Source organism: Teichococcus globiformis (assembly GCF_042646265.1).
Taxonomy (GTDB): Bacteria; Pseudomonadota; Alphaproteobacteria; order Acetobacterales; family Acetobacteraceae; genus Pseudoroseomonas; species Pseudoroseomonas globiformis.
This window is the reverse complement of record NZ_JBHRTN010000029.1, coordinates 53,117-76,419: the sequence shown is the minus strand read 5'-3', so window position 1 is coordinate 76,419 and position 23,303 is coordinate 53,117. Positions and strand designations below refer to the sequence as shown.

Genomic DNA, 23,303 nt, shown 5'->3' with positions numbered 1-23,303 from the left:
CAGCGCCGCTGGAAACATCGCGCAATGCACACAGCCTTTGATCTCAAACCCGAACACTTCTCGATCGGTATCGAAGGGCGGTTGGCCAGATGGCCTGAGCTTTTCCCTGCCTGGGGACGGCATGACCGCTTCGGCATTGTGGTGACGGAGATGCTTGGCGCGCTTGGCGCCAACCTGCTGATCCAGGCGGCTGTGCTGGCCTATTACGAAAGCGATCCGGCACGTCGTGCCATGCCCGCCCGTTACCCGGAGATCTATCTCTTTCATGCCGGCGGTCGCTTCGGGGAATACAGCGCGTATGATTTCTGGCCCGCCCGCAAGGAAGTGTTTCTTTCCGCCGACCCGGTGCGGGTGCTGGAAGCGCTGAACGACCACGGCATCACCCGCCTGGCAGTGCCCGATGGCGCTCCTCAGAAGGCGGAGTTTCCCTTCAAGGAACCCGCCGCGGCGCTGGAGCGGATCGACAGCGCCTTCGCCTATCATCCCTCTGGCCTTGTTGCGGGCGCTGATGTGGAACTGCGCGCTCGCGACCCGATCCTGGCCCGTTATGTCGAGCGGACCCTGACACCCGAAATCAGCCTCGAACGCGCGCGTGCCATGCCCACCGCGGACGATCCCGTGCGGGTGCGGGACCGTGCGCGATGGATCGCCCATGTGGAGGCGCGGCGCGACGAGGCGACGCTCGTCCAGCGCGAAGCCGCACGCCGCCGCTTCCAGGCGGCAGCAGAAGATGGGTTGCCCCGGGAAACGCTCCGTCGCCTGGAGCCTGAGGCCGCGCTCGACCTGCTGGTGGCTCATCCGTGCTGCCTGGTTGCCGTGTGACGCGTCAGGCGTGATGCTTGGGAGCTGAACAGCGGGAGGGAGCGGCATGGGAGATCCGGTGCTGGTGGAGGTGGTGCGCGGTGCCAGGGTGGAGTCCCGCCACGCTGGCGCCTTTGTGGTCATGGATGCGGATGGCATGACGGTGCATTCCGGCGGCGCGATCGATGCGCCGGTCTTTCCGCGCTCGGCCATCAAGGTGATCCAGGCCCTGCCGCTGGTGGAAAGCGGTGCAGCGGACCGCTTCGGACTTGATGATGAGGCGCTGGCCCTGGCCTGCGCCTCGCATGGAGGGGAAGCGCGGCATGTGGCGGTGGCCGCGCGGATGCTGGCCGCCGTAGGCCGGGACGAGTCCTGCCTCGAATGCGGCAGCCACTGGCCCAGCCATGCTGGGGCCGGACGGGCCCTGGCGGTGTCCGGCGCCGAGCCCAGCGCACTGCACAACAACTGTTCCGGCAAGCACGCAGGATTTGTCTGCCTGGCCTGCGGCCTGGATGAGGAGCCGCGCGGCTACATATCCCCTGCTCACCGGGTGCAGCGGGAGGTGAAAGCCACTCTGGAAGGCGTCACCGGCTTCGCGCTCGCGGAGGGAAGCCACGGCATCGATGGCTGCTCGATCCCGGCCTATGCCATCCCGCTCCGCGCACTGGCGCAGGGATTTGCACGGATCGGAACCGGCACGGGCCTTGCTCCGGGACGTGCCGCCGCCGCCCGCCGCCTCCGGAAGGCCGTGGCGGCTCACCCCTTCATGGTCGCCGGCTCCGAGCGCTTCGATACAACGGTGATGTCCGGTCTGGGTGAGCAGGCCTTCGTGAAGGTTGGCGCGGAAGGGGTGTTCTGCGCTGCCCTTCCCACGGTCGGCCTCGGTATCGCGGTGAAATGCGGCGACGGTGCCACGCGCGCCGCAGAGGTAGCCATTGCTGCCTTGCTGCTGCGGTTCCTGCCCGGTGCCGAGGCAACGCTGGAGCCATTCGTCAGGCCGGTGCTGCGCAACTGGAACGGTCTTGAAGTTGGCGCGCTCTGCCCAACCGAAATCCTGTCCAGCTGAAAAATCCCGGCCGCCATGCGCGTGGGGCAACCCGGTGGCCGGATGATCGCGTGGCTTGGGCACAAATTGCCCGTGATTTTTCCTGATCCATGACTTATATCCTCGGCACGACGCAACCGCACGTGCCGTGAGCCCCGGTTGGGGCTAAGCAACGACGTAACGCGTCCTTTTTGGTCGAGCCGGTCAGCCTGTGGGCCGGTGTCCTGAAGGGAAGCCGTAATGTCCGTTCTCCGCAGCATGGCACCATCAGCCATCGCCAGTATCGCCTGAGGCTCTTCGCCTCGGCCGTTCCACCTGCGCTCCGGCGCCCCTCCCCCGCGATGTTGCGAGTTGCCCGATGTCCCAGACCCGCTTCCGTGGCGCTGTCGCGCCGCTGCGCCGCCGTCCTGCCGCAGAGCGTGCCCTGACCCTGCCACGCGTGGATGAGGTTGTGGCCACCGACCGTCCCTCCGAGCCGATGCACTGCCTGCGCCCCGCCACGCTGGCCGGAGCCGCGCGCCGCTTTGTCGGCAGCTTTCCCGGCGATGTGCTCTATGCGGTGAAATGCAACCCTGAGCCTTCCGTGCTGCGCGCGCTCTGGGCCGGTGGAGTGCGCCACTTCGACTGCGCCTCTGCGGGCGAGGTCCGTCTGGTGCGGCAGATGTTTCCCAAGGCGCAGATCCACTTCATGCATCCCGTGAAGTCGCGTGCCGCCATTGCCGAGGCCTATTCCCGCCATGGCGTTCGCGACTTTGTGCTCGACAGCCTGGAGGAGCTGCACAAGATCCTGCAGGAGACGAACCATGCTGCCGATCTGGGATTGGTGGTGCGGCTGGCGACGCCCAAGGGTTCGGCGGTCTACGACCTGTCCGGCAAGTTCGGTGCCACGGCGGCGGAAGGCGCGATGCTGCTGCGCGAAGCCCGCCGCCATGCCGTGAAGCTGGGCGTGAGCTTCCATGTCGGATCGCAGTGCCTGGAGCCTGCCGCTTATTCCCGTGCGCTGGAGCTGGCCGGATCGGTGATCCGTGACGCCGATGTTGTGGTGGATGTGGTCGATGTGGGTGGCGGCTTCCCCGTCTCCTACCCCGATGTCACTCCGCCGCCGTTGGGCGACTACTTCACGGCCATTGCCGATGGCTTCGCAAAGCTCGGGCTGCCGCAGGCTCGCCTCTGGGCGGAGCCGGGCCGTGCCCTGGTCGCCGGCGGCGCCTCTGTAGTGGTGCAGGTGGAGATGAGGCGGGGGGACGCGCTGTATGTGAATGACGGTGTGTATGGCAGCCTGTCGGATGCCGGCGTGCCGGGCTTCCGCTTTCCCGTGCGGCTGATCCGTCCGGGCCAGCCGCAGCCCAGCGATGCGCTGCAGGAGTTCAGCTTCTTCGGCCCGAGCTGCGACAGCGCCGACTACATGCGCGGTCCGTTCCTGCTGCCCGAGGATATCCGGGAAGGCGACTGGATCGAGATTGGCCAGCTCGGCGCCTATGGCGGCTGTTTGCGCACGGCGTTCAACGGCTTCGACCGCGTTCTTCTGGCCGAGGTGCACGACGCACCCCTGCTGGAAACCCCGGGATACGCGGAGGAGGTGGCCGCCGCCTGACCGGCGGACCGGCCTCTCCCTCGCGCCGCGCGGTGGTCGAGGATCGTTCCCCCTCTGGGGCTGTGCCCGGCATCGTCCCGGCCGGCCCCGTGCGGGGGTGAGCTGTTCTTCTCCGCCGCGCGGAGATCGGTGCGGCCGGCGGCTCTCAGCCCGCCGGCCGCACCTCACCCTGCGCCACCATCATAGCCAAGTACTCCCAGGCGATCGTCGCAGCGGCTAAGGCCGTGACTTCCGCCGTGTCGAAGGCAGGCGCGACCTCCACGATATCCATGCCCCGAAAGGCAATGCCGTCCAGCCGGCGCAGAATGGCCTGCGCCTGCCAGCTGGCCAGCCCGCCGATCTCCGGCGTGCCGGTCCCTGGGGCATGGGCAGGGTCCAACGCATCGATGTCGAACGACAGGTAGGCCGGTGCGTCACCCACCACGGCACGGATCTTCTGGGCCACAGATTCAGGGCCCATCTCCTGCACCTCCTGCCCGCTGAGGACAGTGACGCCTTGGTTCAGCGTCCAGTCCCAGACGTCCCGCTGAACCGGAGAGCGAATGCCGATCTGCACCATGCGCCGGGCATCCACGATGCCTTCGCGGATGGCATGGAAGAATACCGACCCATGGCCGTAGGTCTGACCGAAATTGTCCGGCCAGGTGTCCACATGCGCGTCGAAATGCACCAGGGCCAGCTTGGCGCCGAGACGCTTCGACAGGGCGCGAAGCAGCGCAAGGGTGATGCCGTGCTCGCCGCCGAGCGCCACCAGGTGCGGAATGGCGCTGGCCTGGGCTTCGATCTGTCTCAGGCTGGACTCGATGTCGCCCAGTGCGATGGCAAAATCGCCCGCATCGGTGAGCGGCCAATCCTGCGGGTCTGTCCAGCGGGTGGGGTGCGCGCCATCCACCAGCATGCGGCTGGCCTGACGGATGGCCGCGGGGCCGGAACGGGCGCCGGCGCGGTTGGTGGTGCCAATGTCGAGCGGAATGCCGGCCACGGTGAAGCCGGTCGAGGCAGGGTCCGATGCCCGCCAGGGGGCGCCCAGAAAGCTGGGCGCAGTCGCGAAGGTCGGGACCAGGGACATGGCAGGGCGGCTCCTTTGCGGCTGCGAAAGCCGGTTTGTCCCGCCTTCCGCCGCAGCACGCAACCGCGGGCGGATGGGAGAGGCCGCGCTTCAGGCGGCCCGGGGTAGGGGCACCACGGTAGTCATAGTCGGCGCCATCTGGCTCTCCACCAAGCCGGCGAACACGCCGCCCGCGGATGCCAGGGCCTCAAAGGCGCCACGCTCGGCAATCCGGCCGCCCTCGAACACCAGGATCTCATCCGCATCCCGGATGGTGGACAGGCGATGCGCGATCACGAAGGTAGTGCGCCCGGCCATCAGCGCCTTCAGCGCCCGGGTCACCTTGAGCTCGGTCGCGGCATCAAGAGCTGAGGTGGCTTCGTCCAGGATCAGGATGGGTGGGTTCTTCAGCAGGGCACGGGCAATAGCCAAGCGCTGCTTCTGCCCTCCCGACAAAGTGCCGCCACGCTCGCCGATCAGCGTGTCATATCCCTGGGGCTGGCGCAGGATGAAGTCATGTGCCTCGGCCAGGCGGCAGGCCTGCTCGATCTCCGCCTCGGTGGCATCGGGCCTGCCGACCAGCAGGTTCTCGCGAATGGAGCGGTTGAACAGCAGGCTGTCCTGAAACACGACGCCAATCGCCCCGCGCAGGCTGTCCAGCCTCAGGCTTCGCAGATCCTGCCCGTCGATGAGGATGCGGCCGGCGGTCGGATCCCAACCGCGTTGCAGCAGGCTCATGGCAGTGGATTTTCCGGCGCCGGTGGCACCAACCAGGGCAACCACCTGGCCAGGCCGGGCGGTGAAGCTGACGGCAGACAGGATTGCAGCGCCGTTGGGGTAGGCGAAGGAAACGTCCTCGAACATCACTTCGCCCGCGCCGGGAGCCAGTGTCATGGCGCCTGTCGCTTCGGGAACGGCGCTGCCGGCATCCAGAACGGCGAAGAATTCCGCAAGAACCGGTGCCTGGGCGAACAACTTGGAAACGAACCAGACCATCTGCTCCAGCCGGCCAATCAGCAGCGCAGCAAAACCCATGAAGGACACGATGTCCCCGACGCTCGCCTGGCCGTTCAGGTGAAGCCAGGTGCCGAACACAACGATGGCAAGGATGGCCAGGGTGCTGGCGCTGCGTGTCAGGATCGAAAGCAGCGCCCACCAGTTCAGCACGGGATACTGCCGGGACAGGGCCTCGCCCTGCAGGGCGGCGAAGCTGTGGCGCTCCGCGGCCAGGCGGGTGAAGGCCTGCACCACGGCAATGTTGGCGAAGGCGTCCTGGGCTGTCGCAGCGAGCCGCGTGTGGCAGGCCTCGGCGCCTTGCTGCAAATCCTGGGTGCGGCCGATCACCAGCGCAGTCAGACCGCCGAACAGCAGAACCAGCGCGACCAAGGCCAGCGAAAGACGCCAGTTCAGCGCCATGGTCATCGGCAACAGCACGAGCAGGCTGATGAAGCCGGTGAAATGGTCGCGAAAGAAGCCCAGCCAGAGCTGGAAGAGCGACTCTGTTCCCGTGGTCAGGATGCGCATCAAGGCACCGGAATGAACACGGCCATGAAAGGCGGCGGGCAGCGTCAGGGCGTGGCTGAAAAAGTGGCCCATCTCCCGCATGCGGGCACGGTGCGCCATGCGGTCGGCCATCAGCGCAACCGCCATGCCGGCGGCAATGCCGGTCAGCCCCACCATCGCCCAGAGGCCGAGCAAGGAGGCCGCTTCAGCCCAGAGCTGTCCTGAAGTCAGACCGGAGGCGCGGAACAGCAGATCGACCACCCAGCCGAACAGCACAGGCTCCAGGAAGCCGATCCCTGCGATGGCCAGGCCGCAGGGCAGCATCACGGCGCAGCGGCGCCATTCCGGGCGAAGCAGGCCAAGAACCCGGGCGTAAACTTGAAGCATTTGCATGGAAGAGAAATCTGAGGGGCATGTCGCGAGCGGTCCGCCCTGGCCCCGGCCGGCGGACAACAAACGTTATCGCATCATGTAGTGACCGGATTATGACCCTTAATGAGGATGCCCGGCGGCCGGCGAAGTTCTGCTCCGCCGACCGATCATGCCGCCGCCTCCTGATCAGCCCGGCAACGTGCCGCGCCCGGGGCGTCCAAGCAGCGGCACGGCGGCGACCGGTGCGGCCAGCACCTTGTCGATGCGTCGGCCATCCAGGTCCATGACCTCGAACCGCCAGCCCAGAAGCGTGCGGAACTCGCCCACTGCCGGGATGCGGCCGAAGCCGGCGAGCAGGAAGCCCGCCAGGGTATGATAGCTGCGCGGCTCCGGCAGCTTGATGCCAAGCCGGTCTGCCATCTCGTCCGCTGGCAGCCAGCCGGCGAGCAGCCAGCTGCCATCGGCGCGCTCCACGGCGCCGGGCTCGCCATCGCCCTCATCGGCACGGAAGCTTCCGGTGATGGCCTCCAGCATGTCGGCCGGCGTGACGATCCCCTCGAAATGGCCGTACTCGTCATGCACCAGAGCCATCGGAACCTCGTGCTGGCGCAGAACATCCAGCGCATCCAGGGCATCTGCGGCATCGGGGATCACGGGTGCGGGGCGCATAGCGGCGCGGATGTCGAAGGGGCGGCCGGACAGATGCGCCGCCAGAAGCTCCCGCGTCTGTACCACGCCGATCAGGGCATCCACCGTGCTCTCGCCGACCGGCAACCGGGAATGCTGGGTCCGCATCAGGAGCGCATGCGTCGCTTCCTCCGGTGCGTTGAGGTCGATCCAGTCCACCTCGTTGCGGTGGGTCATGATTCCGCGTACCGGCCGGTCGCCGAGTCGCAACACCCCGGTGATCATCTCGCGCTCCGTCCCCTCGATGGCGCCGGACTGCTCGGCTTCGGCCACCAGGCTATGGACGTCATCCTCGGTGACACGCTCATCCTGTTCCGCGCCTTGGCCCAGAAGACGGAAGATATAGGTGGTCGAGGTGTCGAGCAGCCAGACGACGGGGGCGGCAATCCTGGACACCATGCGCATCAGGGGCGCCACCAAGCAGGCGAGTGCCTCGGCATTGCGCAGGGCGAGGCGCTTCGGCACCAATTCCCCCACCACAATGGACAGGTAGGTGACCAACGCAACCACCAGGCCAAAGCCGAGTGGGTCGGCGAAGCGCAACGGAACGCCAGCCTCCAGCAGTGCTAAGGAAAGCTGCCCTCCCAGCGTTGAGCCCGAGAAGGCGCCCGCCAGCACGCCCACCAGGGTGATGCCGATCTGCACGGTGGACAGAAAGCGGCCCGGATCCTCGGCCAGTCGCAAGGCGGCGGCCGCCCCGGCCCGGCCTTCCGCCGCCATGGCCCGCAGCCGCGGCCTGCGGGCGGAAACCACGGCCAACTCGGACAGGGAGAAGACGCCGTTGACCAGAACAAGAAGGAGCACGATGGCTATTTCGAACATGGTCCGATGCTAGGGCATCTCTCAGTGCCGCAGAATGGGGCGAAAGCGGGATATTTTCGCGTGCGTTCCGACGCCGACGGGGCATGCCGGCCACTCAGAAGGGCAGCGCCGTCACCTCGGCATCGATCCCCGCCTCCAGGGCGCCCAGCACGGTCAGGGCATCATTCTCCGGTGCCACCCTTTCCAGCCGCAGCGTTGGTTCGGATAGCGACACCCGCAATCCGCCGGTGAAGGCAGGGTCGGCAAGCCGTCGCCGCAGTTCGGAAACCGCCTCGTTCATGATGTCCCGCAGATCATAAACGGCCAGGTCGCTCAGCGCCGCCCGGATCTGCGGCTCCAGCGCCAGTGTGACCACCGACCACAGGGCGCTGTCGAGATTTCGGGCGAAACGCAGATCCTCCAGCCGGATGCGGCTGCCGCCTCCCTCCAGCACCGGCCGGCCCGAAAACACCACCCGCCCCGTGGTGTCTGGCCAAAAACCGGGCAGCTCGGCGCTGAAGGTCACTGCCACGGCGATGGCGGGGTCGGACGGGTAGATGAACAGGTCCCGAATGCGCAGCGTGACCAAGCCAAGGGGGGTTTCGAATGGCAGGTCGCGCGAACCGAGCTCGGTCATCAGCCAGTCCCGGATCATGTCGTAGCCGGCGCGCACCGGAATGGAGAGCCGCATCCGCCCCCCGCGATCCGGCACCTGGCGCAGGGGCGGCAGGAAGCGGGGCGGTGCCGGGCGGGGCGGATCGGACGAAACCGTAGTGCGGGCCCGCAGCGCCAGCACGACGCGGATATCCTGCGGCCGGACCGCCAGCTCGGACAGGCCGATCGCCTCGGGGGTGATGCCGATATGCAGGGGCGGGGCGGCCGGCAGCTGCACCACGATGGTCTGCGGCTGCCACAACTCAAGCGCCGCCTCCCGCACCTGATCACAAGGGATGGCGCTCCGCAGCTGCGCTGGCAGTGTGCGCATCGCCTCCTCCACACGGGCGCGCACCTGCTCCTCGATCCCGATCCAGACACCTCCGATGATCTCGAGGCGCGGCTTGCGGGTCCAACGGTAGTCCAGGACCATCTCCACCGCCGGGCACCACCCCTCATCGAGAGAAAGGCCAAGATCGGCAGTGACTCGTGCCGCAGCGTCGATGTTCTTGACCCCCAACGAGAGGAGGCCCGCCAGGCTGCCGCTCAGCCCGGCCGAGCCATTCACCGTGATGTCGACCGTCGCCCGCAAGCGGCCGTCCACCTCCTCCAGCACGACAGGCTCGGCACGGCGGACCGCGAGGTCATATCGCATGCCGCTGCCCTCGCCCTGCTGGCGGAACTCGGCGGGCAACACGCGGCCGGCAGCGTTCTGCAGCAGGTCGAAGGGCAACCGCAGGCGTAAGGCCATGACGCTTTCCCGCGCCGGCAGCTCCACCCGCGTGGCACGGCGGGGGGGCTCGGCGCTCAGCAGGATGTCCCGTCCCTGCAGCCAGGCTGATGCACCCACGCCGCCCCCCACCACCAGAACCGGCAGCAGGAGGAGGCCGAACCAGCGACGACGCAGCAAGGCTTTCACAGCGGGCATGCCGGCACCCTTAAAGCAAGCCACCGGTCACCGCATCCTGCCGGTGGAGATCGTTGCGCCGGATGTCCTATTTGGTGCCGTAGAGACGATCTCCTGCATCGCCCAGGCCTGGCCGGATATAGGCATGCTCATCCAGCTCGCGATCCACGGAGCAGGTGAAGACCGGTACTTCCGGATGGGCACCGGTCAGCACCTCTACACCCTCCGGTGCCGCCAGCAGGCAAGCGAAGCGCAACTGCTCGGCCCCGGCTTCCTTCAGCCGAGTTAGGGCGGCAGCGGCGGAATGTCCGGTGGCCAACATGGGATCGACCACGATCACCAAGCGATCCGCCACATCCTCCGGCAGCTTCAGGTAGTACTCAACCGGGACCAGCGTGTCGGGATCGCGGTACAAGCCGATATGGCCTACCCGTGCCGAGGGAACGAGATCCAGCATTCCTTCCAGGATGCCGTCGCCGGCCCGCAGGATGGACACGATGCAAAGCTTCTTGCCTGACAGGATGGGAGCCTGCATGGGCTCGAGCGGCGTCTCGATTGCGAGGCTCTCCAGCGGGAGATCGCGTGTCAGCTCATAAGCCATGAGCAGACTGATCTCACGCGCCAGCCGGCGGAACTCGCCGGTGGAGGTCTGCTTCTGCCGCAGCAAAGTCAGCTTGTGCTGCACCAGGGGATGACGGATCACGGTCAGGCTGGGTGGCATCGCGATATCGGGCATGGGCGTCTCCTCAGAATACGGTGCCATCGCTGATCAGTCGCAGCGGAGGACCGCCATCCGGCCTGAGAGTATGCGCGATGCGGCGCCCGGCGGCCCAGCTCCCTCCTTCCAGCACACGGGCGAGGGGCAGGCTCATGGCGTCCAGCCCCAAATCCTGACGCACCAGCACGGCAAGCTGGTCCAGCAGTGCCACGGTGAGCGCACGCCATTCAATGATCGCATGGTGGTCCATGGCGAGAGGCTGAGTCGCAAGCGCGGGGTCGCGCAGGCGCAGCACGCCCAGATCGATGAACAGGCCGCCATTCCGGTACTCGGCAAGGCCGGTCAACGCGTCCACTGCCAGAACTGGCCGACCGGCCTCCTCCAGCACCTCGGCCAGGGAGTAGCTGAGCCACTGGGACAGCTTGTGGAAGGGCAGCAGGCCTTCCGCCGGTCCCTCCGGCGCCGCAAGGGGATGACGCCAGACGTCGCCAAGATTCTGGCCTTCCAGGGTGATGCGCGAGGGCCATACCGGTGCAAGCCCTTCCAGCACGGCAACCAGGATGCTGGCGGCCGGCAGACCACCGGAAGCCGCCTGGCGGTCGAGGTGATCCAGGAGGCGCCCCGGCCGCGCCGGATCGCTGCCGAAAATGTCGGGACGTGCCGTCAGGGCCGCTCCCAGGTTGCGCATCAGCACGACGCGCCCGTCCAGCCCGGTCAACGGGTTGGACGGGCCGACCTGAAAGGCAGCGCCCAACGCCTCGACACTCATACTTGAAAGTGCCGCGGCATCGACCCGCAACGGATCTCTGGGATCGGACGAGAAAAGCCCTGCGGCGAAACCGTGCAGGCTCGCGACCGCGAGCCCTTCGGACCGGCCAAGCTGCATGCCATCGGCTTCGGTGAACCGCCAGTCCGGCCCGGCACCGGCATCCAGCAGCACGGAAACCACGCAGAGATCAATCCGCCGCCGCGCCATTTCCCCTTCGCCAAGCCCTTCCAGCTTTTGCTGTAGTGCTGACCAGCGATCGACTTGGCCGGCAGCGAAGTGCCGCCAGCGGGAATGGTATGGAATCTGCAGCTCTGGATAGTTCCGCCGGATCGTGTCGGTGACGTACTCAGCGGCCCCGGCGAGCCGCTCCGGCCGCAACATGAAGTGCGGCAGCGCATCCTCTTCCGCCAAGCGCAGAAATCGCTGGCAGCGGTCGCGCACGGTTTCCGGGCGGCGCAGCAGCGCAACGGCGGGGGCGCTGGTCAAAGCGCCCGCCCCTTGATCAGGGCGAGCTCCGCGGCATCGGGCACCGCGTCGGTGAAGTAGCCGGCCGCCTTCTTGGCATCCATTTCGACGCGGGCGTCGGCCGGGATCAGCGCATCAGGGATGGGAACGCGCGCAACCACCTGGATGCCGCTGTCGATGATGGGAGCGAACTTCATGTTGCTCATGGAAACGAGGCGGTCGATGCGGCGGATGCCCAGCCAGTGCAGAACATCCGGCATCAGCTCTTGGAAGCGCATGTCCTGAACGCCGGCCACGCATTCAGTGCGCTGGAAGTACTGTTCTGCACGGTCGCCGCCCACCTGCCGCTTACGCGCGTTGTAGACCAGGAACTTGGTCACCTCGCCCAGCGCGCGCCCTTCCTTCCGATTGTAGACAATGACGCCCAGGCCGCCTTCTTGCGCCATGCCGATGCAGGCTTCGATGCCATGCGCGAGATAAGGGCGGCAGGTGCAGATGTCCGAGCCGAACACGTCCGATCCATTGCATTCATCGTGGATGCGGCAGGCGATCTGCGTCTCCTCAGAGCCGAGCCGGTCGGTGTCGCCGAAAAGGTACACCGTCATGCCGCCGATGGGCGGCAGGAACACCCGCAAGTCCGGGCGAGTGACAAGCTCTGGGAACATGCCGCCAGTCTGCTCAAACAGATCGCGGCGCAACTCGGTCTCGCCGATGCCGAAGCGGGCGGCGATGCCAGGCAGGTACCAGACAGGCTCGATGGCGATCTTGGTGACGCGCACATCGCCGTTGGGCAGCAACACCTCGCCGTCTGGAAGCAGCCGTCCTTCACGTAGAGCTTGCGCCAATTCCGGCATATTGATGTGCGCGCGGGTGACGGCGATGCTGGGGCGGATGTCGTGACCGGCAGCAATGTCCGTGGCGAAGATCTCTGGCGCCAGATGGCCCCAGGGATCCAGCGAGACAATCTTTGACGCATCGCTCCAGGCCGCAAAGGGGCCGATGCCCGCCGCGGGACGGGTATCACGAAAATCCGGACGGTGATCGGCGCGCAACTGGCCGGAGGCCACGGCCAAGGCGCGGTACAGGGCGTAGGAGCCGGCGTGGGTGCCGATGGCATTGCGGAGTGCCGGGTCGGCCAGGGTGGCGATGACCGGGCCGCGTTGCTGTGGGTCGGCCTCCCCCCAGCGGAGCGAAGGCTTTGTGGCGGAACGGCGTTGCGGATGGGAGGTAAGGATGATCGGGCGCGGAACACCGGCCTTGCCGTCGCGCAGTCGATTCAAGCCATTCATTGGTGGCGGGGCCTTCTCGGACGACCGGGCTTGGCGCCACGGCTCTTGACGCTAGAAGAATCCTGAACGATCGGTCAACAATGTTGAACGTGGCGGGAGATCGTCGAAGGAATAACGAAGAGGTGTGTGAATGCCTCGGAAATCGGCAAACGACATGCCTTGCGAGCCTGCGCCTCGCCGTCGCGCCCAGCAGCGTCTCGCGCAGATCCTGAACGCAGCGGAGGGTGTCTTCGCCCAGGCGGATTTCCGGGGCGCCAACATGGCGGCCATAGCGGCCGCCGCCGGATTGCCCAAAGCCATTTTGCACTGCTACTTCGGCACCAAGGAAGCCCTTTACACCGAGTTGCTGGATAACATCCTGTCGCTCTGGCTCTCGGCCACCGCGCCGATCCGGCCAGAGGCCGATCCTGCCTTTGCGCTCGAATCCTACATCCGGGACAAGATGCAATGTCCTGGATCCGTCCGCTGGCCTCGCGGGTCTCCGCCAATGAAGTGCTGCACGGGGGCACAGTACCTGCGCAGCCACCTGGCAGGTCCCCTGCGAAGACGGGCGGCCGAGAAATCGGCGGTGCTGCAGGGCTGGATGGATCAGGGGCGGATGCGGCCGGTCATCCCGCTCATCTTTTCTTTGCAATCTGGGCGATGACGCAAACCCACGCCAATGTCTGCGTCCAGGTGGAAGCGGTGCTGGCCCGGCCTGCGCTCACGGAGGAGGATCGACAGGCAGCCACACAAACTGCGCTGCAACTGGTCATGCTCGGCTGTGGGCTCGCTACGCCGTCGAGCCCTGGAACGGGGCCATCAAGCCGCAGAACGGCCTAGACTTTGTTATCCACCATGCCTCGGCCGGCAGCGCATCGGCGATGCGCTGCATTGCTTGCACATCCACTGCTGCCGCCGGATACACCACACACAGCAGCGGCTCGTCATCGCCTGCCATGGAGCTGACGGCCCCAAAGTTCGTTTCGTCCGCAATGGCCGCAGAGCCGATGCGACAAGTTTTCTTCAAAAGGTTAGCAGGCCATTCGCCTGGGCGGTCGGTGGCTGAAGGGGCGTCCGGCAGACGCAGGCCCACAGCCGCCCCGATCCGATCCAATGGCGGATTTTCCTGAACGTCCAGGCCGATTACCTCCGCACCCTCGCGGAAGCTGCCAGAGCCACCCAGTCACCTGCAGGTGCGGCACATTGCTGCCCGGCCGCTAGCCAGCTGAGTTGCGCGTCGATAGCACCGGCCCAATTCGAACAGCAGCAACCCCGGCGCGTAGCCGGGCCCTCCCCGAGCAGCGTCCAACAAGCCAGCCTCTTGCATGGCGCGCAGGGGGCTCGACACATCGCTCTTGGCAGGTGCGAAAGGCTGGACATTCGATCACCGTCAGTGCACGGCGATCACGGAGGAACAGCGCGGAACAAGGCCGGCATTGAACAAGGGTGTCATGCAACTCGGCAAACAGCGATCTACGCCGGGTGGCTGGTCGACCTAGGCGTGCTCAGTCATCGAAGAAGGCCGCATCCACAGAACTGGCCTGCTTTGGGGGCTAAGATCTTGTCGTGCGCCCGATGGTGCGAGACGGCCTCCGCGCAGAGGCGGGACAGCCGAAAGCACGAAGCGGCGAACACGATCGTGGGATGATGCCATCAAACGCCGTGCCCCCGCTTGACCGTGGCCTGGAAGCCTGCGAGCGGGCAAGAAGAGTCGCCTGAAAGGGGGGCTGTGCCAGCAAGAGGCCGGGAGGGCACTGCGCTATGCGCTTGGGTGGACGGGAAAGCCGCAACATCGAGGACCGGCGCGGCACGCGGATGGGTCGGCGTGGCGGAGGCATCGCCGTGGGCGGCCTCGGGGGCGTCGCGATCCTGTTGATCTGCCTGTTCCTTGGAGTTGACCCCTCCGTGCTGCTGGACGATGGCAGTGTGAACCAGCAGCCGCCGCAGCAGCAGCAGCAAGGGCAGGTTCCGGCGGATGATGCCGGCCGTCGGTTCGCCGCGCTGGTGTTGGGTGATACCGAACAGGTGTGGCATGCCGAGTTCCAGAAGCTGGGCCGCACTTACCGCGAGCCGCCGCTGGTGCTCTACAGCGGCGGCACCACATCCGGCTGCGGCGCAGCCCAAGCTCAGGTGGGACCTTTCTACTGCCCGGCAGACCAGCGTGTATACATCGACCTCGACTTCATGGGGCAACTCCAGCAGCGATTGGGCGCCAACGGCGACTTCGCCGCTGCATACATCATCGCGCATGAGGTCGGTCATCATGTGCAGAACCAGCTTGGCATCCTGGAGCTGACGCGCAACCTGCAGCAGCAGGCGCAGAACCAGGCGCAGGCCAACAACATTCAGGTGCGGGTGGAACTGCAGGCCGATTGCATGGCCGGGCTTTGGGCACGGCAGGCGCACGACGCGCGTGGCATCCTGGAACGCGGCGACATCGAGGAAGGGCTGAATGCCGCCGCCGCCGTTGGAGACGACCGGCTGCAGCGCCGATCGCAGGGCCATGTGCAGCCCGAAAGCTTTACGCACGGCTCCTCGGCCGAACGGGTCCGCTGGTTCCGCACCGGGCTGGAACGTGGCGAGCTGGCTGCGTGCGATACTTTCGCAGGACTGCGCTGAGGCTGGGCATGTCGGCGCTCCCCTTCATCTCGGCCTAGTTTAAAGAAGGGTGATGACCGATCCCTCTCCTTTCCAACGCGCATTGCCGCCCCTGGCCCTCACCATGGGCGAGCCTGCCGGCATTGGCGGCGAGATTGCAGCCAAGGCCTGGTCCGCCCTTCGCCAGAATGGCCCACCCTTTTTTCTGATCGGGGATCCTGGTCTGCTGCCTGGCATCCCCTGGCAGGCCGTGGAAGGGCCCGAGGATGTGCCGCTGGTGTTTCCGCGGGCCTTGCCAATCATGCCGCTGTTGTTGGCTCGCCCGGCCCGGCCCGGATTTCCCGATGCGGCCAACGCTTCCGCCACGATTGATGCCATCAGGCAGGCCGTGGCACTGACGGTGGAAGGCCGTGCCGGAGCCGTGGTAACGAACCCCATCCAGAAAGCAACGCTCAAGGCAGCCGGTTTTCCTTACCCGGGCCACACAGAGTTTCTGGCTGACCTGGCGCCGGGCGAAGGGCCGCCAGTGATGCTGCTCGCGGCCGCGGGGTTGCGCACGGTGCCGGTCACAATTCACTGCTCGCTGCGGGAAGCAATCGAACGGCTGGATCAGGCATTGATCATCCGCATCGCGCGGGCCGCCGCCGCAGGGCTGCGGCAGGATTTCGGCATCCCCGCACCCCGTCTGGCCGTGGCCGGTCTCAACCCCCACGCCGGGGAGGAGGGGACCATGGGAACGGAAGATCGGGACATCGTTGCTCCCGCCATCGAGGTTTTGCAAGCCGATGGTATTGATGCACGCGGTCCCTTTCCGGCGGACACGATGTTCACGCCGCACGCACGCGAAGGCTATGATGTGGCACTGGGCCTGTACCACGATCAGGCGCTTATCCCCGTGAAGACGTTGGACATGGCAGGCGGCGTGAATGTGACACTTGGACTGTCCATCGTCCGCACCAGCCCCGATCATGGCACGGCGCTGAACATCGCCGGAAAGGGCATCGCGGATCCGGGGAGCCTGATCGCGGCGCTGCGTCTCGCTGCCGGCATCGCGCAGCACCGCAGGCACCATCATCACGCTACACAGGGACCTTCCTGATGCGCCTCTCGGTGAATGTTGATCATGTCGCCACGCTGCGGAACGCACGCGGCGGCCATTTTCCCGATCCGCTGGACGCTGCACGGCTCTGCCTTCAGTCAGGCGCCGATGGCATCACCATTCATCTGCGCGAGGATCGTCGCCACATCCGTGACAACGACGTGCGGCGCCTGGGTGCCGAGCCGGGATTGCGGCTGAACTTCGAGATGGCGGCCACCGAGGAAATGGTGGCTATCGCCACATCCCTGCGCCCGGCTGCCTGTTGTCTGGTGCCGGAGAAACGCGCCGAGCTGACCACCGAAGGCGGGCTCGATGTTCGGGCCGCCGGCCCGTTCCTCCGCGAAGCCATCGCCAGGCTGAAGGCGGCAGGAACGGAAGTAGCCATCTTCGTGGAGCCGGACGAGGCTCAGATTGAAGCCGCGTCGGCGCTGGGGGCGCAGGCTGTGGAACTGCACACCGGCAGCTATGCGGATGCCGCGCTCGAGGCCCGGGCTCCCCTTCTATCGAGATTGCGCCGCGGAGCGGAAATTGCCGAGGCTGCCGGACTCTCCTGTCACGCAGGGCATGGGCTGGACTACAACAGCGTAGGTGATATCGCAGGCATTCCCCAAATAGTTGAAGTGAGCATTGGGCATTTTCTTGTTGGCGCGGCGTTGTTTCATGGCTTTCCAAAAGCCATCGAAAAGATGCGGGCAGCTATCCAGGCAGGCCGAGCGCAAGATCCTTGATTTGGGCTCGCCGTCTGATTGTTGATCTATGGATACGACAACCATCGCGAGTGTGTTACCGATAAAACCTCTATGAAAGATTGCAGTAATGATCGGCTAAGGTCAGCATTCAGATCGTAGCCGCTGCCCTCGTCCCCGCTTCGGCAGATGGCAAGGCTCTAATGGAGGATCTGGGGTGCCGCTGGCTCCCGACATTGAAGGCAGGGCAAAACGCCTACGCCGCTGGAGTGCAAATCTGACGTCATGGTCAGCGGACGTCGCAGATGCGCATTTGAGCGATCGCAAGGCTCCGCCGGCCTGCCCTAGCCTCGCTTGCCACCTTCGCCAGCTTTGCGCCGCTGTTCTGGCGCCGGTGTTGCTCATCTCCGCTGTTCTGGCCGTGGCCTATGTGACCAGCCGCAAGGATGCCCTACGCGAAACAGCCCTGCATCACGCGGAAGCCATTGTTCGGGCTGTACAGCAGGATCTGGATCATCGCATTGCCATGCTGCGCGTGGTGGCCGCTACGCCCGCGCTGCGCGACGGCGATCTGGATCGGCTCGGCGCTTTGACGCACCAAGCCAGCGTGTTGCTGCAAGGCGAGGTGACGCTCCGAGACCGTCGCGGCGTCCTGCTTGCGGGATCCGGCGATGCAACGTTCCCGCCCATTTCCGGCACCGAGTTCATTGTCGCGCCTGCGCCGGTTGTCCTCTCGCCCGCCTCTTCGGGAAGCGGCTTCGTGCTGCGGCTGAGCGTGCCGGCTGCCCCATCCGGTACCCTGCCGCTGGTCCTTAGCCTCAATCTCGACCCTGCTTTGCTGGAGAACCACCTGCACAGCGCACGCCTCCCCGAGGGGTGGATCGCGGTCCTTGTGGATGACCGGCGGCGTATTCTGGCCCGCTCGCAACATGGCGCCGAAGCGCTTGGCCGTTTGATCCCTCCGACCGCCGTGCTGGCCAATGCCGAGGGACCTGGCTTTCGCAAGACACGTAACCTGTCGGGCGAGGAAGTCATGCTGGCCCACATGCAACTGCCCAGCCATGGCTGGCATGTAGGGGTCATGGTTCCGACGCGCATTTCCGAAGCGCCGCTTCGCCGGTCGCTTTTGTGGTTCGCCATCCTGGCCGCGGCTCTGGCCGCTCTTGCGCTGGGGCTTGCCATGCTGTTCGCGCGCCGCATCGCAGAGCCGGTCCAGGCCCTGGCACGCGCGGCGCGGGAGCTGGGCCGAACTGGCCGGGTGACGGCACCGGACCTCCCCGTGCTGGAGCTGCGATCAGTGGGGCAGGCCTTGATGGAAGCGCAATGCGATCTGCTGCGGCGGGACGAGGAGCTGGCGCAAAGCGAGGCGAGACTGGCCCGCGCCGTCAGCGCTGCCCGGCTTGCAACCTGGGAATGGGACCGCCTCACCGATAGCCTGACCGGTTCCGCCGGGAGGGCGGCCCTCTACAACCTTCCTGAATCGGTGCTCGCCTCCCGCAGCCAGTTGGTTGAAGCCATTGTTGCCGAAGACCGGGCTCTGGTGCGGGCTGCCTTGGAGATCGCACTCGATCCCAACGGACCGGGGCTTTACGAGGTGCAGTACCGCGTCACCGGTCCCGATGGCGAAGAGCGCTGGCTGCAAAGCCAGGGTGCGGTGGTGCAACGGGACGTTACCGGGCAGGCGACACGGCTCAGCGGCATTGTCATGGATGTGACTCAGCTGCAGCACGCAGCGGAGCGGGAGCGGCATCTGGCGCGGGAAGTGGATCACCGGGCCCGCAACGTGCTGACCGTGGTGCAGTCGCTGTTGCGGATGACTCGCGGCGACCGGCCGGAGCGCGTGATCGCGGCGGCGCAGGGCCGGGTGACGGTGCTGGCCCGGGCACATACGCTGTTGTCCCGTGGCCGGTGGAGCGGGGTCGAGCTGCGCGACCTCGTGCAGGACGCCTTGGAACCCTGCGGCTGTGCCGGGCAGGTGATGGCGCACGGACCGTGCCGTCATCCTCTCGGTCCAGGTGGTGCAACCCCTTGCGCAGGTTCTGCACGAGCTGATGACGAATGCGCGCCATCACGGTGCGCTATCGGTGGAGCAAGGACGGGTTGTTCTCGCCTGGCAGCGGGAGGGCGGCGGGCTGGTCCTTACATGGCGGGAACGGGCAGGCCCGCCCGTCCTTGCGCCACCGCGTCCCGCCTTCGGCCTTCGCGTGGCCGAAAACACGGTGCGGTGGCAGCTGGCCGGCACCATCGAACAACGGTGGGACCGCGAAGGGCTGATCTGCATCATTCGCCTTCCGGCGCAGGCCTTGCGCAAGATGCTCACGCCCTGGCAGCTGAACCCCTTCGCCGTCGGCAGCACGGCCGACTCCACGCCAGACCGGGCCGTGCATGGCCCACCTTTCCAGGCTGAGCGGCGACAACGCAGCGGCACTCTCTGAGGTAAAGGATCAGATCGGCTTCAATCCTGCCTCGATCTCTGCCCGTTTCGGCTCAAGAAAGGGCGGCAGGGCCAGCCGCTCGCCTAGCTTCTCCTTGGGCTCGTCAGCGTCGAAGCCAGGGCCGTCTGTCGCGATTTCGAAGAGGATGCCGCCCGGCTCGCGCACATAGAGCGACCTGAAATAGAAGCGGTCCACCGGCCCGCTGGACCGCAACCCCATTCGGGCGAAGCGATCTACCCAGGATCCATACTCATCGTCCTGCACGCGGAAAGCGACATGGTGCACGCTGCCGGCACCAGACCGATGCGGCGCCAGGTGGGGCTCGATCCGCACATGCAATTCGGCGGCGGGACCACCCTCACCCATTTCATAGACCTGGACGTCGACGGGCTGCGCCTCGGCGATCTGGTAGCGGCGGCCTCGGCGCATCGCCATCACATCCGTGACAAAGGCTTCCGTGCGACGGAGATCGGGGACGCTCATCGTCACCGGGCCCAGGCCGCGGATCTGGTCCGCGGCCGGCACCGGGCTGCCGGACCAGGGATGGGCCGCGCCGGCGCCACCATCGTCGACCAGGGCGAGGCGCTGTCCCTCGGGGTCCTCGAACTCCAGTGTCAGCCTCCCGTCACGTTCGTGCAGCGGGCCGACGGTGACGCCGTGCAAGGCCAGACGTTCGGCCCAGCGGCGCAGCGCCGCCTCGCCGGCAACGCGCAGCCCGGTGCGTGTGACGCTGTGCGTCCCACGCCGTTCGCGCTCCATAGGCCATTCAAAGAAGGTGATGTCGCTGCCGGGACTTGCCTCGCCATCCGCGTAGAACAGGTGATAGGCGCTGGTGTCATCCTGGTTGACCGTCTTCTTCACCAGCCTTAGGCCGAGCACTCTCGTGTAGAAGTCGTGGTTGCCCGCGGCATTGGCCGAGATGGCGGTCAGGTGATGAAGTCCATGCAACTGCATTGCAATCCTCCTGCCCGCCAACATGGAAATCAGGGCCGGAGGAGGCGGGACCCTCCGGCGTTCGGGTTCAGGCGCGGCCCTTGACCAAGGCTGCAGCCACTTCGGCCACATGGCGGCCTTGGCTGCGGGCCATTTCCAGCTCCTCCTCGGAAGGCTGGCGGGAACCGTCGCCATTGGCGATGGTGGTAGCACCATAGGGCGTGCCGCCATTGACCTTGGTGATGTCGGTCAGCCGCTTCTCGGTGTAGGGCAGGCCGACAATGGTCATGCCGAAATGCATCAGGTTGACAATGGTGGACATGATGGTCGTTTCCTGACCGCCATGCTGGCTGGCAGTCGAGGAGAAGACCGAGCCGACCTTGCCCACCAACTTGTCCTGGGCCCACAATCCACCGGTCTGGTCGAGAAAGCTCGCCATCTGCGAAGTCATACGGCCGTACCGGGTCGGGGTACCGATGATAATGGCGTCGTAGTCCGGAAGCTCCTGCACCGTGGCGATGGGTGCCGCCTGATCAAGCTTGAAGTGCGCGGCCTTCGCCACCTCTGCCGGCGCAGTTTCGGGAACGCGCTTCACGACCACCTCCGCACCGGAAACCGAGGACGCGCCCTCAGCGATGGCACCGGCGAGTGTCTCGATATGGCCATAGGAGGAGTAGTACAGAACCAGGATCTTGCTCATGCCATTGCTCCTTGGGACGTGCTGGCGGTGCAAGAGTGTGTTCTCTGGCCACGCACCTCAACCGGTTGAAGGGAAACGGACCGTTCGCTAAAAGTGAACGATGCGCCCTGATCCCGATGCATTGGCCATGTTCGTGCAGGTGGTGGACAGCGGCACCGTGACGGCCGCAGCCAATCGGCTGGGCCTCGCGAAATCGGCGGTCAGCAAGCGGATCGCGCAGTTGGAAGCGCAGTTGGCAACGCCGCTGCTGCACCGCGCGCCACGCCACGTCACGCCAACCGAAAGCGGCGCCCTGCTTTACGAGCGTGCGCGGGCCGTCCTGGCGCAGCTCGACCTCGTGGCGGATGAGGTGCTGGCGCGGAGCGGCGCTCTGCAGGGCCCGGTCAGGCTGGCGGCGCCCCTGTCATTTGGCATCCGGTATCTGGGGCCGGTGATCGCAGACTTCATGCGGCTCTACGAGCGGATCGAGGTGTCGCTCGATCTGGACGACAGACGTGTGGACCTGATGACGGGTGGCTATGACCTTGCCTTGCGTGCCGGGAGGCTTGAGGACTCCGAATTGCGGGCGCGGCGCCTCGGCACCAGCCAACGCGCCTTGTGTTGCAGCGCAGATTATGCCGCGCGTCATGGCTTGCCGGATTACCTCGAGGCTCTTCAGGGGCATTCCTGCCTGGGCTACGCCAATGCCAGCATCCATCATCTCTGGCGCTTTCGCCGCACGGGGGAGCGAGCCGGCAACGAAGAGCGTTCGCTGACCCTTCGCGGCCGCTTTGTCGCCAACAGCGGCGAGGCTTTGATGGATGCCGCGAGGGCTGGGCTGGGGCTGGTGGTGCTTCCCCGCTTCCTCGTGGCGGAGGCGGTGCGCGACGGTTCCCTGCGGCCAGTCGTGATCCCGGGCTGGGAGCCGGTTCCCGACAGCCTGCAGTTGGTCTATCCACCAACACCCGCGCTGCCGCTGAAGATCCGCACCCTGATCGAGCACCTGGCCGAGCGCATCCGCGAGCCCTTCCCCTGGGATGCCCCTTTCGTATCGCCGTCCGAGTGGTCGGCGCCTGCGCGCTGATCTTCGCAGGCACAGTGTAGTGTGCCGGCTCGTCGAGATGCCCCGTAGCCACCGGTTCTGCCGTGGCATCGCGCAGGCCGGCACTTCCTTCCCACCCTCCTTGGGTACTTGCAGCGCCAGCCTGGGGCGTCCCGGAGTGACCGCGGGTGGCACTTGCCCCTAAAGTCGCGATGGACCGCCGCAAAGGAGATGCCGATGTCCGCAACGACGCCCGCCCTGGCCCCCGAGGTGCTGGAGGCACAGGCCCGTATCCGCGAGGCCGGTCTCGCGAATGGCGACATCCTCGCGCCCGACCTTGCCGAGGCACGGGCAGCAACGAAGCGCTACCAGGCCTTTCTCAACCGTGGCGGGCCGGAAATGGCGGCGATCAGCGAGCATGTGCTGGAAACGGCGCCCCCCCTGCCATTGCGGCTTTACCGTCCGCACGGTGTCGACGGAGCCCTCCCGATTTACCTTCATATCCATGGCGGAGGTTTCGGGTTTGGCGGCCTGGACGCGCTGGATCGATGGAAGCGCGAGATCGCCGAGGACGCGCGCATCATGGTGGCCGGGCTGGATTATGCCCTCGCTCCCGAGCATCCTTACCCGACGGCGATCCAGCAGGTTCTCGCGGCCCTCCGCTGGCTGCGTGGCGAGGAAGCTGCCGGGCTGGGCGTGGACGGCACCTTGGTCGCTGTGGGCGGAGATTCCGCCGGCGGCAACCTGGCGCTGAATGCATTGCTGCGCCTACGTGATGCGGGCGAGGCCCTGCCCCGGCTCGGTGTCATCATCTACGGCATGCTGTCCGCTGACCACGGCACCTACTCGCACAAGCAATTCGGCGGCGGCAGTTACGGCCTCTCAACGGCCAAGCTGGAACGCTTCTGGAGCCACTACCTACCGGACGAGGCCATGCGCCAGGATGCCGCAATTATGCCTTTGCGTTCCGAACTCGCAGGGCTGCCGCCCTTGCTGTTGCAGGCCGCGGCGCTCGATCCCCTGCTGGACGACACAATCAACCTGGAACACAAGCTCCAGGCGGCCGGCGTGCCGCATGCACTGACCATCTACCAGGGCATGCCGCATGGCTTCATCGCACAGACCGCCCTGCTGTCCAAGGCACGCGCCGCGCGGGTGGAAGTGACAGCGGCGCTGCTCGCGGCCTTTCGGTAGTG

General features: G+C 66.4%; 21 protein-coding genes. 11 read left to right on the top strand and 10 right to left on the bottom strand.

Features of this window, described 5'->3' with window-relative positions:
• The first annotated feature begins 24 nt into the window (after positions 1–24).
• The 3 genes from ACFOD4_RS21225 to ACFOD4_RS21215 all read left to right on the top strand — a co-directional run bounded on the left by ACFOD4_RS21225 (position 25) and on the right by ACFOD4_RS21215 (position 3,440).
• The gene (locus ACFOD4_RS21225; RefSeq protein WP_379599713.1) at positions 25–822 is read left to right on the top strand and encodes a hypothetical protein; all 798 of its coding nucleotides are present in this window, start codon (positions 25–27) and stop codon (positions 820–822) included.
• A gap of 46 nt (positions 823–868) precedes the next feature.
• Entirely contained in the window at positions 869–1,867 is a 999-nt protein-coding gene (locus ACFOD4_RS21220) for an asparaginase (RefSeq protein WP_379599712.1), read from the top strand.
• A gap of 337 nt (positions 1,868–2,204) precedes the next feature.
• Entirely contained in the window at positions 2,205–3,440 is a 1,236-nt protein-coding gene (locus ACFOD4_RS21215; RefSeq protein ID WP_379599711.1) for a type III PLP-dependent enzyme, read from the top strand.
• A gap of 145 nt (positions 3,441–3,585) precedes the next feature.
• Here ACFOD4_RS21215 and speB read toward each other — a convergent pair whose 3' ends face one another.
• The 7 genes from speB to ACFOD4_RS21180 all read right to left on the bottom strand — a co-directional run bounded on the left by speB (position 3,586) and on the right by ACFOD4_RS21180 (position 12,653).
• Positions 3,586–4,509, bottom strand: a complete 924-nt coding sequence (speB, locus tag ACFOD4_RS21210; protein WP_379599710.1) for an agmatinase — start codon at positions 4,507–4,509, stop codon at positions 3,586–3,588.
• Positions 4,510–4,599: 90 nt separating this feature from the next.
• Positions 4,600–6,384: a glucan ABC transporter ATP-binding protein/ permease gene (locus ACFOD4_RS21205; RefSeq protein ID WP_379599709.1), complete on the bottom strand. Its 1,785-nt coding sequence runs from the start codon at positions 6,382–6,384 to the stop codon at positions 4,600–4,602.
• A 165-nt stretch (positions 6,385–6,549) separates the two neighbouring features.
• Positions 6,550–7,872 carry a hemolysin family protein gene (locus ACFOD4_RS21200; protein WP_379599708.1) on the bottom strand — a complete coding sequence of 441 codons (1,323 nt, stop codon included), beginning with the start codon at positions 7,870–7,872 and terminating at the stop codon, positions 6,550–6,552.
• A gap of 94 nt (positions 7,873–7,966) precedes the next feature.
• Positions 7,967–9,433, bottom strand: a complete 1,467-nt coding sequence (locus tag ACFOD4_RS21195) for a DUF4403 family protein (protein ID WP_379599707.1) — start codon at positions 9,431–9,433, stop codon at positions 7,967–7,969.
• A gap of 67 nt (positions 9,434–9,500) precedes the next feature.
• Positions 9,501–10,148 carry a uracil phosphoribosyltransferase gene (gene upp / locus ACFOD4_RS21190; RefSeq protein ID WP_379599706.1) on the bottom strand — a complete coding sequence of 216 codons (648 nt, stop codon included), beginning with the start codon at positions 10,146–10,148 and terminating at the stop codon, positions 9,501–9,503.
• 10 nt (positions 10,149–10,158) lie between these two features.
• Complete coding sequence (locus ACFOD4_RS21185) at positions 10,159–11,385, bottom strand: URC4/urg3 family protein (RefSeq protein WP_379599705.1); 1,227 nt, start codon at positions 11,383–11,385, stop codon at positions 10,159–10,161.
• Complete coding sequence (locus ACFOD4_RS21180; protein WP_379599704.1) at positions 11,382–12,653, bottom strand: GTP cyclohydrolase II; 1,272 nt, start codon at positions 12,651–12,653, stop codon at positions 11,382–11,384. The genes ACFOD4_RS21185 and ACFOD4_RS21180 overlap by 4 nt, the downstream gene beginning before the upstream one ends.
• A gap of 154 nt (positions 12,654–12,807) precedes the next feature.
• On the opposite strand from ACFOD4_RS21180, the gene ACFOD4_RS21175 reads away from it, so the two are divergent.
• Positions 12,808–13,299, top strand: coding sequence for a TetR family transcriptional regulator C-terminal domain-containing protein (locus tag ACFOD4_RS21175; RefSeq protein ID WP_379599703.1), 492 nt, complete (start codon positions 12,808–12,810; stop codon positions 13,297–13,299).
• Complete coding sequence (locus tag ACFOD4_RS21170; protein ID WP_379599702.1) at positions 13,296–13,475, top strand: hypothetical protein; 180 nt, start codon at positions 13,296–13,298, stop codon at positions 13,473–13,475. The genes ACFOD4_RS21175 and ACFOD4_RS21170 overlap by 4 nt, the downstream gene beginning before the upstream one ends.
• Here the strand turns inward: ACFOD4_RS21170 and ACFOD4_RS21165 are convergent.
• Positions 13,426–13,749 (bottom strand): hypothetical protein, encoded by a 324-nt coding sequence (locus ACFOD4_RS21165; RefSeq protein WP_379599886.1) that lies wholly within the window; start codon positions 13,747–13,749, stop codon positions 13,426–13,428. The genes ACFOD4_RS21170 and ACFOD4_RS21165 overlap by 50 nt on opposite strands.
• A 647-nt stretch (positions 13,750–14,396) precedes the next feature.
• Between ACFOD4_RS21165 and ypfJ the strand changes: the two genes are divergently transcribed.
• The 4 genes from ypfJ (at position 14,397) to ACFOD4_RS21145 (ending at position 19,425) form a co-directional block, all read left to right on the top strand.
• On the top strand, positions 14,397–15,254 hold the full coding sequence (gene ypfJ / locus ACFOD4_RS21160) for a KPN_02809 family neutral zinc metallopeptidase (protein WP_379599701.1): 858 nt from the start codon (positions 14,397–14,399) through the stop codon (positions 15,252–15,254).
• 52 nt (positions 15,255–15,306) lie between these two features.
• Positions 15,307–16,332 (top strand): 4-hydroxythreonine-4-phosphate dehydrogenase PdxA, encoded by a 1,026-nt coding sequence (pdxA, locus tag ACFOD4_RS21155; protein WP_379599700.1) that lies wholly within the window; start codon positions 15,307–15,309, stop codon positions 16,330–16,332.
• Positions 16,332–17,060 carry a pyridoxine 5'-phosphate synthase gene (locus ACFOD4_RS21150; protein ID WP_379599699.1) on the top strand — a complete coding sequence of 243 codons (729 nt, stop codon included), beginning with the start codon at positions 16,332–16,334 and terminating at the stop codon, positions 17,058–17,060. Before pdxA ends, ACFOD4_RS21150 begins: the two co-directional genes overlap by 1 nt.
• 271 nt (positions 17,061–17,331) lie before the next feature.
• Positions 17,332–19,425 (top strand): HWE histidine kinase domain-containing protein, encoded by a 2,094-nt coding sequence (locus tag ACFOD4_RS21145; RefSeq protein ID WP_379599698.1) that lies wholly within the window; start codon positions 17,332–17,334, stop codon positions 19,423–19,425.
• A 37-nt stretch (positions 19,426–19,462) separates the two neighbouring features.
• Here ACFOD4_RS21145 and ACFOD4_RS21140 read toward each other — a convergent pair whose 3' ends face one another.
• Together ACFOD4_RS21140 and wrbA are read right to left on the bottom strand one after the other, a co-directional pair.
• Positions 19,463–20,407: a ring-cleaving dioxygenase gene (locus ACFOD4_RS21140; RefSeq protein ID WP_379599697.1), complete on the bottom strand. Its 945-nt coding sequence runs from the start codon at positions 20,405–20,407 to the stop codon at positions 19,463–19,465.
• A 67-nt stretch (positions 20,408–20,474) separates the two neighbouring features.
• Positions 20,475–21,086: an NAD(P)H:quinone oxidoreductase gene (wrbA, locus tag ACFOD4_RS21135; protein WP_379599696.1), complete on the bottom strand. Its 612-nt coding sequence runs from the start codon at positions 21,084–21,086 to the stop codon at positions 20,475–20,477.
• Positions 21,087–21,186: 100 nt separating this feature from the next.
• On the opposite strand from wrbA, the gene ACFOD4_RS21130 reads away from it, so the two are divergent.
• Positions 21,187–22,149 carry a LysR family transcriptional regulator gene (locus tag ACFOD4_RS21130; protein ID WP_379599695.1) on the top strand — a complete coding sequence of 321 codons (963 nt, stop codon included), beginning with the start codon at positions 21,187–21,189 and terminating at the stop codon, positions 22,147–22,149.
• A gap of 195 nt (positions 22,150–22,344) precedes the next feature.
• Positions 22,345–23,301 carry an alpha/beta hydrolase fold domain-containing protein gene (locus ACFOD4_RS21125; RefSeq protein WP_379599694.1) on the top strand — a complete coding sequence of 319 codons (957 nt, stop codon included), beginning with the start codon at positions 22,345–22,347 and terminating at the stop codon, positions 23,299–23,301.
• Positions 23,302–23,303: the final 2 nt, after the last annotated feature.